A 14,613-nucleotide genomic window follows, 5' to 3' on the forward strand; every position below is an offset into this window, starting at 1 on the left:
GGCGGTTCAACTATTCAGCCGAGTCAATGCACCTCGTACAACTGACTGGTCGTAGGTTGTCCAAAATGGTGGCAACGACGCCCGGAGGAACCCTCCGTAACGGGCGGTCGCCAGCCGTGAATCAAGGATTGCCACGACGCCTTTGTCGTCGTTCGACCGCAGCAACCGGCCCACGCCTTGCGCCAGCAGCAGCGCCGCGTGCGTCGCGGCGACTGTGAGGAAGCCGTTGCCGCCACGCGCTTCGACCGCGCGTTGACGCGCCGACGCCAGCGGGTCGTCCGGGCGCGGGAACGGGATCCGGTCGACGACCACCAACTGCAGCGACGACCCGGGCACATCGACGCCCTGCCACAGCGACAACGTGCCGAACAGGCACGTGGCCTCGTCCTCGGCGAACTTGCTGACCAGCAGCGACGTGGAATCCTCGCCCTGGCACAAGATCGGGAAGTCCAGGCGTTCCCTGAGTTCGTCGGCAGCTTGCCTGGCCGCGCGCATCGACGAGAACAGTCCCAGCGTCCGGCCGCCCGCCGCGTTCACAAGGCCTTCGAGCTCGTCGAAGAACGCGGGCTGCAGGCCATCTCGGCCGGGCGGCGGGAGATGGCGCGCCACGTAGAGAATCCCGCTTTTCTCATGGGTGAACGGTGACCCGACGTCGATGCCTGACCAATGTGGCGCGTCGTTGTCGGCAGGCGGCGTGATGTCCGTGGCCGTGCCCTCGGCCTTCTGCGCGGGCCGTTGCTCGACCGGCAGACCCCATTGGCGAGCCAGCGCGTCGAACGAACCGCCAAGCGTGAGCGTTGCTGACGTGAGCACAGTGGTGCACTCGCCAAACAGACGCTCCCGCAGCAACCCGGCGACGCCGAGCGGCGCGACGCGCAGCGCGGGCGGACGGAGGTTGCCGCCGACCATGTCGGAGCTCAGCCATACGACGTCACGGCGTTGACCGGTGTCCGCGTCGAACGCCTCCAGCACGCGGACCGCGGTGTCGTGGATTTCCTCTAGGAGCGCGACGGCTTGACGCCGCGCGGTTGTCGACTCGAGGTCCTGTGACGAACGGTCCGGCCCGAGCGCCGTGATACACGCGTGCGCCGCGTCGCGCGTCACTGACAGGACGCCGTGCAGCGGGCGCGGCAAATCGTCCATGCGGCCCTGGGGGAGGTCGTCGAAGATCTCCTTGATGCCTTCGCTGGCTTCTTCCAGCCGGTCGACGATGTCCTCGGCGATCTGCCTGCCGCAGCGCTTGACCGCGGCCGAGACCATGCCCGCGGTCAGTTCGGCCGTCGCGACCGAGGTGACCCGGTCGACCAGTTCGTGGGCCTCGTCGATGATCACCACGTCGTGCTCGGGCAGCACCTGGTAGCCCTGCAGCGCGTCGATCGCGAGCAAGGCGTGGTTGGTGACCACGAGGTCCGCGCGCCCGGCCTCGGCCCTGGCCAGTTCGGCGAAGCAATCCGTGCCGAACGGGCACTTGTCCTTGCCGAGGCACTCCTTGGCCGACACGGAAACCTGGCGCCATGCCTGATCGGTGACGCCCGGCACCAGCTCGTCTCGGTCTCCCGTCTCGGTCTCCGAGGACCATTCGAAGAGCCGCTTCACGTGCCTGCCGAGCGCCGACACCGCGAACGGGTCGAACAGCCCGCCGTCGTCTGGCTCCTCTGGCGCACCAGTGTCCAATCGGTGCAGGCAGAGATAGTTGCGGCGGCCCTTCAAGATCGCGAACGTCGGCTCGCGCCCGATCGACTGCTTCAACGCTTTCGCCAGCCGCGGCAGATCGCGGTCGACCAACTGGCGTTGCAGCGCGATGGTCGCCGTGGAGACCACGACGGTCCGCCCGCTTTCGATCGCGTGGCGCACCGCGGGAACCAAGTAGGCCAACGACTTCCCGGTTCCCGTGCCCGCCTGTACCGCGAGGTGCTCGCCGGTCTTGATCGAGTTGTGCACGGCCTCGGCCATGGTCACTTGGCCGGGCCGCTCGGCACCGCCGACCGCCTCCACGGCGGTGGTCAACAGTTCGCGCAGGGAGGGGAGAATGTCGGCGGTTCGGGGCACGGATCGACGGTACCGGCAGCCTCCGTCAAAACTTTCAGACCCTGGGGCGCGTGGCGTCGACGAGAGCGGTAACGGCCGGGTGCCACGATCCTGAAGCCGGACCGGTCAAAACCAGCCGTCGTTTCAACTTCTGCTTCAAAGGCACGAGCACGACCCGATTGTCGATCATGGCCGCCATCAGGCCGGGAACGATCGAGACGCCGATTCCGGCCTGCACCATCGCGATCAGGGTGGCGCCTTCCCGTACCCGGTGAGTGGGCCTGAGCCGGCTCATCGTGCGGCGGTAGAGGTCGCGGATGTGGCGTTCGCAGCCGCCGTCGGACAACAGGAACGGGTCGTCGTCAAGGTCCGGGATGTCGATCACGTCCTCGTCCGCGAGCGGATGGTCGCGGCGCACCAGCGCGTGGAATTCGTCCGCGCCGATCTCGACACCGTCGTGACTGTCCGGATCGACCAGCACGGCCGCGTCGATGGTCCGTTCTGCGAGCCACTCGACAATCTCGTGGTCCTCGCCTTCGAAGACACGGATCTTGATGCCGGGGAACTCGCCGCGCCAGCGCGTCAGCAAATCGGGCAGCAGACCCTGGCAGACGGTCGCGGGCGCGGCGAGCCGGATCGTGCCCGTCGGCTGGTTCGCGTTTTCGGCCACCAGGTCGTCGATCGCAGACGCTGCGCCCACAGCCGCGCGCGCGTGCGCGATCAGCCGAGTGCCGAAGGTGGTCAACTGTGGCTGTTTGGTGCGGTGCAGCACAGGACTGCCCACGGTGCGTTCGAGCGCGGCGATCGCGTGGGATACGGCGGACTGGCTGATTCCGAGCGCCGGTGCGGCCGCGCTGAACCCGCCCTCGTCGACCACCGCGAGGAGCGCCTTCAGCTGAGCCAGGTTCACAGTCATGAGCAACTCTCATGGATCGTGCAGAACGACTTGTTGGACTCATTCTGCCTCACCGGGCGAACCTGATGTCCGATCGCCGCCGGACTCGCCCGGCGGGAGCCGTCAGGGTGAGGAACGTGATGAACGAGCTTCATGCTGGTCAACGGGTATGGCGCAACGAGGGAGCCGCCTGGGTTCCGGCGTTCGTGGTGCTGTCCATGATCTGGGGATCGACGTTCTTCCTCATCAAGGTCGCCGTGAACGCGGGCGTCTCGCCGATGTGGGTCGGGCTGTGGCGGTGCGTCTTCGGCGCCGTCGCGCTGTGGCTGATGGTCCTCGTGACACGCCAGCGTCTGCCGCGCGATCCGAAGGTCTGGGGTCACGGCGCTGTGGTGGCGCTTTTGCTGAACGCCGTCCCGTTCCCGCTCTTCGCGTTCGGCGAGACGAAGGTCAGCTCAGTGCTCGCTGGTGTCTGGAACGCGACCGTGCCGCTGGCGACGCTGGTGTTCGTGCTCCTGCTCTTGCCGGAGGAGCGCCCGACCGCACGGCGGCTCGTCGGGATGGCCATCGGGTTCGTCGGCGTTCTCGTCGTCCTCGGGATCTGGAACGGCGTCGACACCGGGCCGCTGATCGGGACCCTGGCCTGTCTGGGTGCGACGACTTGTTACGGCGCCGCGTTCGTGTACTCGCGGCGTTTCATGTCCGCGCGCCCCGAGTCATCGCTGGTGCTCGCGGCAGTCCAGGTCGCATGCGGAACCCTGGAACTGGGCCTGGTCACGCCCGTCTTCGCAGGTGGACCGACGTGGCCCGGATTTGGCGCCATGGCCGCGTTGCTTGTGCTCGGCGCGTTGGGGACGGGCGTGGCGTACCAGTTGAACTTCGTGGTGATCCGCGCCGCGGGATCCACGGTGGCGTCCATGGTCACCTACATCACGCCGCTGTTCTCCACCGCGCTCGGCGCGGTGTTCCTGGCCGAACCAGTCGGCCTGAACACCGTCGCCGGCGCGGCGTTGATCATCCTCGGCGTCCTGATGAGCCGGTCACGCCCGGCGGTTGATCAGCGCCCAGGCGCCCGGCAGGAGCCCGGCCGCCAGCAGGATCTTGATCCCGTCGCCGATCAGGAACGGCAGCAGCCCGCGCTCGATCGCCGTGGTCGGGTCCATGCCGGTCGCCGCGGCGAGCCATGAGACGCCGATCGCGTAGATCACGACGTTGCCCAGCACCATCGTGGCGATCGTGCGCAGGACCGTACGGTCGCCACCGCGTGCGGCGAGCGCGCCGACGAGCACTGCGGCCACCGCGAAGCCGATCAGGTAACCACCGGTGACGCCGAGCCAGCCGGACTTACCGTCCTGGAACCACGGCACCCCCGCCATCCCGGCAACGAGGTACAGCAGCATCGATACGGCGCCACGGCGCCATCCCAACGAAGCGCCGACGAGCAACGCACCGAAGGTTTGTCCGGTGATCGGCACCGGACTGCCCGGCACTGGCACCACGACCTGCGCGGCGAGTCCGGTGAGCACAGCGCCACCGACTACGAGCGCCGCGTCCTTGACGAACGTGCGCGGCACAAGGTCGGCGAGGACGGCCGGACGAGCCGTAACAGGCACTACTGACACGGTTACCTCCCGAATTGATCTCCTCGACAGGGAGATTAGTTGCCCCAACTAAGGTTTCGGCTGTGGTGAACCCAACACTGACGTAACCGCTGGTAGCGGGCGTGCGCCCGGGCTCACTGGAACGGGTGGTTGGGCGGCGGTCGGCTCGTCAGCCGCGCCGGTTGCGCTGATCATGAAGGTCATGAACAGGCAGATTGCTGTTGTGTTGGCGGCTGCCCTGCTTGTGGTGAACGCGGCACCCGCGTCTGCGGCCACCGGCAGCGGGACCGCCTCGGTCGGCTCGGTCGACGTCGTGCTCGATGGCAAGAAGAGAATCGTGCAGCCGCCGGTCGGGCAGTGCCTGACATCCGGCGGCACGGTGCAGAACGCGAGCAAGCGGATCAGGCTGCGCGGGGTGGCCGAATTCGGCGACGGCACCACGAAATGCACCGCCGACAAGCAAACCGGGCGGATCACGGTCGAGGCCACCGGGCAACGGTTCGAACTGAACGCGTTGCCCGAGTACGGCGGCCCGAGAATCCGGATGAACGACTACCTGGCGACCTGCGCGACGACGCTGAACGGAAGCGTCGCGCGGATGCAGTTCTCCGGCCTTGTCGGGATGGAGGCGCCGAAGGAGCTCACGCCGAACTACACGGTGATGATCCCGGGCGATCATCCGAACGAGCCGCCGCTCGCCAAGATCATCCTCAACGAGATCATCGTGCCGTCCCCGCCGGACGGCAGCATCACGCTCAACCTGATGCACGTGATCTTCGCGCCCAACGGCGGCGGCCCGATCACCGGCGAACTGGTCGTCGGCGGCGTCTACTGCACGCCTCTGGTCTGAGCGCTCAAAACCCCAGGTCACGAGGGTGGCCAGAAAACTGGACCAGGCGTGCCTGGACCCGGTCCACAACCGGATCCAGGCACGCACGGTCCTTACTTCCGCGCGGTCCCGCCCTTGCCGTACGTGCGCAGCACCGCGCGGCGGATTCCCTCGTAACCGGTGCACCGGCACAGATTGGAGCTCAGCAGGGAATTCAGCCGCTCGGGATCGTCGGCGATGGTCGGGTCCTGGTCGAGCGCGCCGACCACCAGCATCACGAAACCGGCCGTGCAGAAGCCGCACTGCAGCCCGTGCTCGGCCGAGATGGCCTCCTGGAACGCGTGCAACTGCCCGTCCGCCGAGAGACCTTCGATCGTCTGGATGTCACGCCCGGCACCCTGCACCGCGAACATCATGCACGAGCGGACTCCCGCGCCGTCCACGAGGACAGTGCACGAGCCACAGACCCCTTGCTCACACCCGAGCTTGGTGCCGGTCAGGCCGCATTCGTCGCGCAGCACGTCCGCCAGCACCCGGCGCGGCTCGACCCGCACGTCGTACGCGGTGTCGTTGACCTTCAGTCGGATCGGCGTGTCGCCGCTCATCGTGTCTCCCGTTCGCTGTGGTGGACCCCCATGTCCGCGCACGCCTGCACCAACGCACGCCGGACGAGCACACCGATGGCGTGCCGCTTGTACTCGGCGCTGGCATGCACCTCGTCGTACGGATCGACTTCGGCCGCCGCGAGTTCGCCTGCCTTGGTGAAGACCGCGGGCACCGGCTCACGGCCGATCAGATGAGCCTCGGCCGTACGCGGACGCCGGCGGGCACCACCGGTCACCCCGAGCCGGGCGCTGCTGATCGCGCCGTTGCGCAGTGCCAGCACTGCGACGACCCCGGCCTGCGCGAAGCGCAGATTTGTGCGGTGGTGCTTGACGAACCCGACACCCACCTTGTCCGCGGCCACGCCAGGCCCCGGGAGCAAGGGCAGCCGCACCGATGTCAGGAGTTCGTCCGGCCGTCGTGCGGTCCGCGATGGGGCGAGGAAGTACTTGTCGGCGGTCACCATGCGGCGGCCCGCCGGTCCGGTCAGCTCGATCTCGGCGTCGAGCGCGGCCGCCGTCGCGCACCACTCGGCCTGGGGACTCGCCCAGGCCAGGCTGCCGCCCATGGTCCCAAGCGCGCGAACTGGCGGATTCGCGATCAGCGGACTGACCCGGCTCAGCAGGCGGCCCAAGGCTCCCGGTGCGACGCTCGGTGTCTCGAAGGCACGGTGCCTTGCCAGAGCGCCGACGCGCAACGCGCCGCCCTGCACGGCGATCGTCTCCAGTGACTTGATGTTGTTGATGTCGACCACCAGCGCAGGCCGTTCCGTGCGGAAATGCATCTGCGACACCAGTGTCTGGCCGCCGGCCAGCACACGCGCTGTCTCGGCCTTGGCCGCGAGCGCGGCCACCGCATCGGCGACCCGGGCCGGAGCCACGTAGTCGAAACGTGCCGGTTTCATTTCACGCCCACCTTCTCCTGCCGGGTCGCCCGCCAGCACACTTCAGGGGTCAGCGGCATTTGCACGCCGCCGATGTCCGTCCCTTCCGGACCGGTGCCGGTGGCTGCCGGGCCGAGGGCGTCGATGACCGCGTTGGCGATGGCAGGCGGGACTCCGAGGCAGCCGGCCTCGCCCGCGCCTTTCGCGCCGAGCGCGGTGTTCGGGTTCGGGGTGACGACCTCGCCGAAGACGAGCGGCGGGAGTTCGCCGATCGTCGGCAGCAAGTAGCCGAGCATGCTGTTGACCTGGGGATTTCCCTTGTCGTCGTACGGCATCACCTCGTACAACGCTTGCCCGATGCCTTGCATGATCGACCCGTGCAGACTGTCCTCGACGAACTTGTTGTCGATCCGCACGCCGCAGTCGTCGACTGCCACGAGGCGCAGCACGTGCACCACGCCCAGTTCCTTGTCCACCTCGACCACGGCCACATATGTTCCGGAGGAGAACGAGGCCGGGGTTTCGTACACGCCCTCGATCCGCAAGGGTTCCGGCGTTGCGGCGGCGAGTTCACCCAACGTCCACCGGGACCGTCCCGCCCTGACGACGCCGTTCGCGTAGGTCGCCTTCTTGCCCGCCAGCCGGGCCGCGCGTCGCTTCGCCTCGTCGATCAAGTCGAGGGCGGCGCGGTGCAATGCCGAACCGCCGACCTGCATCGACCGGGCGCCGAAGGTGCCGAGTCCCTGCACCACCTCGTCGGTGTCGCCCTCGATGACCCGGACGCGGGCGGCAGGCATGCCGAGGGTCTTGGCCACGAGGTCGGGAAATGCCGTTTCGTGGCTCTGTCCGGTCGAGCAGGTGCCGACCCGCCCGATGATGTCGCCTCCGGCGGCGACCTCGACGGACGCCCACTCCCGTGCGCCGTCCCTTGCCTCGAGCCCGGCTCGCTCGACGAAGCTGCACAGTCCGATGCCGATCGGCCACTCGCTGCCCGACTGGCGGCGGCGCTTCTGCTCCGCGCGCCAGTGCCGGTAGTCGACCAGCTCCAGCGCCTTGTCCAGGCCCAGTTCGTACTGACCGCTGTCGAATCGCCTGCCGGTCGGCGAGTCGTACGGGAACGCCTCCGGCGGGATGAAGTTGCGCCGCCGGACCTCGGCCGGGTCGAGGCCGAGCCTGCGAGCCAGCAGGTCCATGGTCCGCTCGACGGCGTAGGTCTGTTCAGGGCGCCCGGCACCGCGGTACGGCGCCGTCGTGGTCGTGTTGGTGACGATGGTGCGGATCTTCGCGTGCACCCTCGGCGTCCGGTAGACGCTGCCCGCGGCGAGCCCGGTCTCGACCGCGACGAACTCACCGAGCGGGAACCCGCCGACGCCCGCGTCGGCCTCCAAGGCGAGGGCCAGCATCCGCCCGTCCTTGTCCGCCGCGATCCGCGTCCGCTGGTTCTGCGCGCGGCCGTGGGTGCCGCCGATCATCGTCTCGGCCCGGTCCTCCAGCCAGCGCACCGGGCGGCCCAGCGCCAGCGCCAGCCGGACCACCAGCAGGTACTCGGGGTAGGTCGGGCTCTTCGTGCCGAAGGCGCCGCCGGTGTCCGCGGCGCGCACGCGGATGCGTGCCGGGTCCATTTTCAGGTCGCTGGCCAGGTTTCCCTTGAGCCGGTGCGGTGCCTGGTGCGAGACCCAGACGTTGAGCCTGCCATCCGGCTCGGGCACCGCGAGAATCGCACGGGGCTCCATCGGGGTGGGGACGACTCGTTGCTGGCTGTAAGCGCCTTCGACCACGACGTGGGCGTTCTGCCAGACCTCGTCGGGGATGGGCTGCCCGAATTCCAGCTCACGGGAGACGTTGTTCAGCCCATCGAACAGCCATGTCGACGACGTAGCGGCCTCCGCGGGGTCCACCACCGCAGGCAGCGAGTTGATCTCGACGCGCACGGCGTCGACGCCGTCCTCCGCGACGTAACGGTCGGTGCCGACGACCACGGCGACCGCTTGGCCGACGTAGCGCACCCGATCGGCCGGCAGGACCGTGCACGGCCGATCGGCGGAACCGGGAAGGTGGCCATACTCCGGCACGATGGGCAATTCGGCGCCCAGATCCGCCGCGCTCCACACCGCGACGACTCCGTCGACCTTCTTCGCCGCGCTCGTGTCGACCCGGACGAGCCGTCCGTGGGCGACCGTGCTGCGTACGAACGCGGCGTCGAGGCATCCGGGGACAGTGATGTCGCCGACGTAACGGCCCGCTCCCGTGATCAGCCGCGCGTCCTCGCGTCTCGCGAGCCGCCGCGAATACGATGCTTCGGGAATTGTGGGCGGTGGGCCGGAGGATTCCGGCGCGGCCGCCGCCGTGCCGGGCAACGCGGCGGCGGCGACACCAGCCGCGGCCGCGCCGCGCAGCACGGATCTACGAGACAGTTCCATGGCGATCCCTTCGGGAACTTTCTTTCGACCTGAACGCTGCGCCGAAGGCAGCGGCAGACGGAGCAAAAAACGAGGGCGCGGATGAAATTCACCGCTTCTTCCTCGCCACGCGACCGCTCGATCCCCGTGTTCACTCATTCCACGGAGATCGGGCGGGTTTATTCATTCGCGTTCAATCACGGTCAATGCGCGGAAGCATTCCTTCCACGGCATCGCCGTACGCCACCTCGACACGAAATCCGGGTCACGACGCGGATCCGGCCGGTGAAGTCGAGGCTGAAAACCGATTCTGTCACGCGAAAGAGCGTAGGCGACGCCTCGTTCCATGGCTGTCGCCGCGAGCGAACTCGTCACACTGTCACTAGTGGACGGTGGTGAACCTTGGTATCATTCGGGGTTTGCGATCGACAGCCGGTGGCGGCGCTGTCGTTGTGACCAGCGGATTCAATTCAACGGAATCCTTGCTGATTCTTGCTCGGCGATTTCGCTGATAAGTCCAGGTCGTGTTCCGGGCCGCCGGTCGTGCACGTCGCTTTTCGCTGATACGGCCATTCCAGGCCGGAGAAATCGCGGCAATAACAGGAATGCGGTCCGCCTGGCGAAGATCCGTCACACCGCTCAAACCGTTCATACCGTGCAGCGGCGTGAAGACAGGGCTCAGCCGACCCGGGGCGTGCCGACCAGCTCAGCGCCCGCGTCACGCAACTGCCCCAGCGCCGAGTCCACGGTCGGCTGCGCCACCCCGGCCGTCAGCTCGAGCAGAACGCGCGTGGCCAACCCGGCACGGGCCGCGTCGAGTGCCGTGGCCCGGACGCAGTGGTCGGTCGCGATCCCGACCACGTCCACATGGCTCACCGATCGCGCCTTCAGCCAGTCGGCCAGCGAACTGCCGTCGCCCGCCGAGCCCTCGAAGCCCGAATACGCCGCCGCATAGGCGCCTTTGGAGAACACCGCCTGGATCGCGGTGACGTCCAGCTCCGGATGGAACGAGGCGCCGGGCGTGCCCGCGACGCAGTGCACGGGCCACGTATCGACGTAATCCGGGTTGTCGCTGAAATGCGCGCCCGGGTCGATGTGGTAGTCCCGGGTGGCCACTACGACGTCGTAGGGCGTGTGGCCTATGTGCTCGCTGATCGCCGCGGCCACCGCGGCGCCGCCCGTGACAGCCAGCGAACCGCCTTCACAGAAGTCGTTCTGAACGTCGACCACGATCAACGCGTTGGCCACGGTGACTCCTCTAGTCGATGAAAACCGTCGGGATGGCCGGCTCGCCGTGCGACAGTTTCAGGCCTTCCCACGGCAGGCTGACCAGGCCTCGCTTCACACGCTTGCGGCACTGTTCCAGGGTGGGCGGATCGGCCACCGGCTGTCCACCACGCAGGAACGGCACTTGCAGATCGCGGTCGTTGTCCGACATCGGCGGCCACTGCTTGTCCGGCTGGTACACGACCTCTTCCAGGGCCGTGCCGGTCGGCTTGTGGCGACGCATCGCACCCTTGCGGCCACCGCGGGATTCCTTGTGCGAGCTGCGCTTTGCCACCGGACGGCCGTCTACTTCGACCAGCTTGTAGACCATGCCCGCGGTCGGCGCGCCCGACCCGGTGACCAGCGACGTGCCCACGCCGTACGCGTCGACCGGCTCCGCGCGCAGTGCCGCGATCGCGTATTCGTCCAGGTCACCGGACACTACAATCCGGGTGTCCTTGGCGCCCAACGAGTCCAGCTGCTCGCGGGCGTGCCGGGCGAGCACGCCGACGTCACCGGAGTCGATCCGGATGGCGCCCAATTCCGGCCCGGCCACCTCGATCGCGGTGTTGATGCCGTTGGTGATGTCGTACGTGTCCACCAGCAACGTGGTGCCCACGCCGAGCGCGTCGATCTGGGCCTGGAACGCGGACCGCTCGTCGTCGTGCAGCAGCGTGAACGCGTGCGCGCACGTGCCTGCGGTCGGGATGCCGTACGTGCGACCGGCTTCCAGATTCGACGTCGTGGCGAACCCAGCGATGTACGCGGCCCGCGCACTGTCGACGGCGGCGTTCTCGTGCGTCCGCCGTGAACCCATCTCGATGATCGGACGGCCGTTCGCGGCACTGACCATCCTGGCCGCCGCCGAAAGGATCGCGCTGTCGTGGTTCAGGATCGACAGGATGACCGTCTCCAGCACGACTGCCTGCGCGAAGGAACCGCGCACGGTCAGGATCGGCGAGCCGGGGAAATAAAGCTCACCTTCAGGATATCCGTCGACATCCCCAGAAAATCTGTAAGAAGCCAGCCAGTCCAGCGTCTGCTTGTCGACCACTTCGGCCTCGCTGAGCCTGGCCAGCTCGTCGTCGCCGAACCGGAACCGGGCGATCGTGTCGAGCACCCGCTGGGTCCCGCCGACCAGCCCGTACCGGCGGCCGTCCGGCAACCGGCGGGCGAACACTTCGAAAACACATGGCCGCTCAGCGGTGCCATCGGCCAGGGCACCGGCCAGCATGGTCAGCTCGTAGTGGTCGGTGAGCAGCGCAGTGGTCGCGCCGGGTCCGTTCATGAATCCAGAGCCTATGGCGCTGCGCGCCGGGGCGATCACCGGGCCGAGAACCCGGGCGTGGCAAAACCCCTGAACTCGACACAACAGCTCGCCACAACAGTTGGACGGGCGCATGCCACCATTGACGTATGACCACGCCAGTCGAGCTGGGGAAGACACACGGTGCGGACCTGAGCGCCGAAGACAAGCCGTGGCAGACGATCGTCTGGAACGACCCGGTCAACCTCATGTCGTACGTGACCTATGTGTTCCAGAAGCTGTTCGGCTACACGCGGGACAAGGCCACCAAGCTGATGCTCGACGTGCACCACAAGGGCAAAGCGGTGGTGTCGTCCGGTGACAAGGACAAGGTCGAGGCGGACGTGGCCAAGCTGCACGCGGCAGGGCTCTGGGCAACGATGGAGCGGAACTCTTGAACCCTTGGAGCCGGGACGGCGACGAGGTCGTGACCGAGCTGGAGCGCCAGGAAGCGGCCGTGCTGCGCGGCCTGGTCGGCCAGATCAACGACATGCTGCGGGCCAGGGCCGACGAAGCGCCACAGGACGAGCTCGCCGAGCTGACCGGGATCCGGACTGGCCCATCCACGGCGCCGGACGACCCGATCCTGTCGCGACTGTTGCCTGACTTCCATCGGCTGGACGAGGACCAGCCCTCCAAAGAGGATCTCGACTCGGCGGCCGCGCTGCGTTCGCTGCACGAGCCTGCCCTGCTTGACCAGAAAACCGGCGTCGCCGAGGTGGTACTGGAGACGTGCCCACCCGACGGTGGCCCGGTGCGGCTCAGCCTGGAGCAGGCGGACGCTTGGCTGTCCGCGTTGAACGACGTGCGCCTGGCCCTGGGTACAGCGCTGGACGTCGACGACGACATGCCGGACGAGCTGCCGGACGACGACCCACGGGCCGGTCACCTGCCGGTCTACCACTGGCTCACGGTCGTGCAGGAAGAGCTCATCCACGCCATGAGCTCATGACCGCGGGCCCCCGCAACGCGATCACGGACGTCGAGGGCCTGTTGGTCGGCCACCACCAGCAGGTCGGCGACGGCTGGGCAACGGGCACAACCGTCGTGCTCACGCCGCCACAGACGGTCGGCGCCGTCGACGCGCGCGGTGGCGCGCCAGGTACGCGTGAGACGGACACGCTGCTGCCGGAGAACCTCGTGCAGTACGTCAACGCCGTCTGTTTGTCAGGTGGCAGCGCGTACGGGTTGGCCGCGGCGGACGGCGTCATGCGGTGGCTCGCTGAGCGCAACCGGGGACTGTCCGTCGGCGCGCGACCGCACGAGGTTGTCCCGATCGTGCCGTCGGCTGTGCTGTTCGACCTCCCGGTCAACGCGTGGGGCAACCGCCCTGGCGCGGAGTTCGGGTACGCGGCGTGCGAGGCCGCGTCAGACGCGCGGCCCGAGCAAGGAAGCGTCGGCGCTGGGACGGGCGCTCGCGTGGGCTCGCTCAAGGGCGGTATCGGCACCGCGAGCACCGTGGTCGACGGATTCACCGTCGGCGCCCTCGCGGTGGTCAACGCCGTCGGCGAGGCCGTGGACGACCTGACCGGCATCCCGTTCGCGGCCCGGTTCGCGCAGGACGGCGAGTTCGGCGGGCCCTGGCCCGATCGAGCGGCCACGTTGCCCGACATCCCGCGCAGGCTGCTCAACACGACCATAGGCGTGGTCGCCGTGGACGCGAAACTCGCCAAGTCGGAAACCCGGCGGCTGGCCGTGGCGGCGCACGACGGCCTGGCTCGCGCGGTGCATCCGGCACACTCGATGTTCGACGGCGACACCATCTTCGCCCTCGCCACGGGGACAAAGGACCTGGCAGATGACGGTGGCGCGGTCAAGGAGCCACTCCGCGCGCTCGGACTTGACCGGCTGTGCTCCGCCGCCGCGGACACGTTCGCCCGAGCCATGGTCCACGGACTGCTCGCCGCCGAGGCCAACGGCAAGCTCCCGGCGTATCGCGACGTCTGGCCGGAACATTCCCCGTGATCTGGTGGCCTTTCTCACCGGGTGGGAACACTCCACCCACCCCTTAGGATGGGGTCGTGTTGCAGATCCGCCGTGACCTCGTGGCTGAGATGGTGGCCCACGCCAGGCGTGACCACCCCGACGAGGCCTGTGGCGTGATCGCCGGGCCGGATGGGACCGACCGGCCCGAACGGTTCGTGCCGATGACCAACGCCGCCCGGTCGCCGACGTTCTACGAGTTCGACTCGACCGAGCAGTTCAAGCTGTATCGCGAGATGGACCGCAACGACGAGGTGCCGGTGGTCATCTACCACTCGCACACCGCGACCGAGGCTTACCCGTCGCGCACCGACATCGCGCTGGCCAGTGAGCCGGGCGCGCACTATGTCCTGGTCTCCACCCGGCACTCGGAGGAGATCGAACTGCGGTCGTACCGGATCATGGATGGCCAGGTCACCGAGGAGCCGGTGGAAGTCGTCGAGTCGTACCTGTTCTCGCACACTGGGGCCGACGACATCCCCGACCGCGGCTGAGCCGACCACCCAGCGCAGTTCGCAAAAACCCGAAGCCCGGAGGATTTCCCATGGCTGTGACCGTTTCCATCCCGACGATCCTGCGCACCCACACCGGTGGCGAGAAGGCCGTCGAGGCGACCGGCACCACGGTCGCCGAGATCATCGACGACCTGGAGGCGCGCCACGGCGGCCTGAAGACGCGCCTGGTCAAGGAAGGCACGCTGCACCGGTTCGTCAACGTGTACGTCAACGACGAGGACGTCCGGTTCGCTGGCGGTCTTGAGGCCAAGGTCTCCGACGGCGACACCGTGACGATCCTGCCCGCGGTCGCCGGCGGCTGATTT

The 14,613-nt window shown here is 68.2% G+C and carries 14 protein-coding genes and 1 pseudogene; 7 read left to right on the plus strand and 8 right to left on the minus strand.

Translation table 11 applies throughout. From position 1 onward, the window contains the following. Nucleotides 1–6: 6 nt before the first annotated feature. Complete coding sequence (locus LWC34_RS27490) at nucleotides 7–2,049, minus strand: ATP-dependent DNA helicase (protein WP_233728007.1); 2,043 nt, start codon at nucleotides 2,047–2,049, stop codon at nucleotides 7–9. Nucleotides 2,050–2,083: 34 nt separating this feature from the next. After that, a complete protein-coding gene (locus LWC34_RS27495) occupies nucleotides 2,084–2,944 on the minus strand; it encodes a LysR family transcriptional regulator (protein WP_233728008.1) in 861 nt (286 codons plus the stop codon). A 119-nt stretch (nucleotides 2,945–3,063) separates the two neighbouring features. Between LWC34_RS27495 and LWC34_RS27500 the strand changes: the two are divergent. After that, nucleotides 3,064–3,948 (plus strand): annotated as a pseudogene (locus LWC34_RS27500) (DMT family transporter); the annotation flags it as partial. A 15-nt stretch (nucleotides 3,949–3,963) separates the two neighbouring features. Here the strand turns inward: LWC34_RS27500 and LWC34_RS27505 are convergent. Continuing rightward, the gene (locus tag LWC34_RS27505) at nucleotides 3,964–4,545 is read right to left on the minus strand and encodes a biotin transporter BioY (protein ID WP_233728009.1); all 582 of its coding nucleotides are present in this window, start codon (nucleotides 4,543–4,545) and stop codon (nucleotides 3,964–3,966) included. 181 nt (nucleotides 4,546–4,726) lie between these two features. Between LWC34_RS27505 and LWC34_RS27510 the strand changes: the two genes are divergently transcribed. Further along, entirely contained in the window at nucleotides 4,727–5,374 is a 648-nt protein-coding gene (locus LWC34_RS27510; RefSeq protein WP_233728010.1) for a choice-of-anchor P family protein, read from the plus strand. A gap of 92 nt (nucleotides 5,375–5,466) precedes the next feature. On the opposite strand, the gene LWC34_RS27515 is transcribed toward LWC34_RS27510, so the two are convergent. From LWC34_RS27515 to LWC34_RS27535, 5 genes are all read right to left on the minus strand, one after another. Continuing rightward, the gene (locus LWC34_RS27515; protein WP_233728011.1) at nucleotides 5,467–5,958 is read right to left on the minus strand and encodes a (2Fe-2S)-binding protein; all 492 of its coding nucleotides are present in this window, start codon (nucleotides 5,956–5,958) and stop codon (nucleotides 5,467–5,469) included. Beyond that, nucleotides 5,955–6,860 (minus strand): FAD binding domain-containing protein, encoded by a 906-nt coding sequence (locus tag LWC34_RS27520; protein WP_233728012.1) that lies wholly within the window; start codon nucleotides 6,858–6,860, stop codon nucleotides 5,955–5,957. The genes LWC34_RS27515 and LWC34_RS27520 overlap by 4 nt, the downstream gene beginning before the upstream one ends. Continuing rightward, on the minus strand, nucleotides 6,857–9,259 hold the full coding sequence (locus tag LWC34_RS27525; protein ID WP_233728013.1) for a xanthine dehydrogenase family protein molybdopterin-binding subunit: 2,403 nt from the start codon (nucleotides 9,257–9,259) through the stop codon (nucleotides 6,857–6,859). Before LWC34_RS27525 ends, LWC34_RS27520 begins: the two co-directional genes overlap by 4 nt. Before the next feature lie 657 nt (nucleotides 9,260–9,916). After that, nucleotides 9,917–10,486, minus strand: a complete 570-nt coding sequence (locus tag LWC34_RS27530) for an isochorismatase family protein (RefSeq protein ID WP_233728014.1) — start codon at nucleotides 10,484–10,486, stop codon at nucleotides 9,917–9,919. 10 nt (nucleotides 10,487–10,496) lie between these two features. Then, nucleotides 10,497–11,792, minus strand: coding sequence for a nicotinate phosphoribosyltransferase (locus tag LWC34_RS27535; protein WP_233728015.1), 1,296 nt, complete (start codon nucleotides 11,790–11,792; stop codon nucleotides 10,497–10,499). A 128-nt stretch (nucleotides 11,793–11,920) separates the two neighbouring features. On the opposite strand from LWC34_RS27535, the gene clpS reads away from it, so the two are divergent. The 5 genes from clpS to LWC34_RS27560 are packed head-to-tail and all read left to right on the plus strand — an operon-like array spanning nucleotide 11,921 to nucleotide 14,610. Beyond that, nucleotides 11,921–12,208: an ATP-dependent Clp protease adapter ClpS gene (clpS, locus tag LWC34_RS27540; RefSeq protein ID WP_233728016.1), complete on the plus strand. Its 288-nt coding sequence runs from the start codon at nucleotides 11,921–11,923 to the stop codon at nucleotides 12,206–12,208. Then, complete coding sequence (locus LWC34_RS27545) at nucleotides 12,205–12,762, plus strand: DUF2017 domain-containing protein (RefSeq protein ID WP_233728017.1); 558 nt, start codon at nucleotides 12,205–12,207, stop codon at nucleotides 12,760–12,762. The genes clpS and LWC34_RS27545 overlap by 4 nt, the downstream gene beginning before the upstream one ends. Next, the gene (locus LWC34_RS27550) at nucleotides 12,759–13,775 is read left to right on the plus strand and encodes a P1 family peptidase (RefSeq protein WP_233728018.1); all 1,017 of its coding nucleotides are present in this window, start codon (nucleotides 12,759–12,761) and stop codon (nucleotides 13,773–13,775) included. Before LWC34_RS27545 ends, LWC34_RS27550 begins: the two co-directional genes overlap by 4 nt. A 56-nt stretch (nucleotides 13,776–13,831) precedes the next feature. Continuing rightward, entirely contained in the window at nucleotides 13,832–14,287 is a 456-nt protein-coding gene (locus LWC34_RS27555; RefSeq protein ID WP_308200140.1) for a M67 family metallopeptidase, read from the plus strand. Nucleotides 14,288–14,337: 50 nt separating this feature from the next. Beyond that, nucleotides 14,338–14,610 (plus strand): MoaD/ThiS family protein, encoded by a 273-nt coding sequence (locus LWC34_RS27560; RefSeq protein WP_233728019.1) that lies wholly within the window; start codon nucleotides 14,338–14,340, stop codon nucleotides 14,608–14,610. The last annotated feature ends 3 nt before the right edge of the window (nucleotides 14,611–14,613 follow it).

Source organism: Kibdelosporangium philippinense, assembly GCF_021390435.2.
GTDB classification, from domain to species: Bacteria; Actinomycetota; Actinomycetes; order Mycobacteriales; family Pseudonocardiaceae; genus Kibdelosporangium; species Kibdelosporangium philippinense.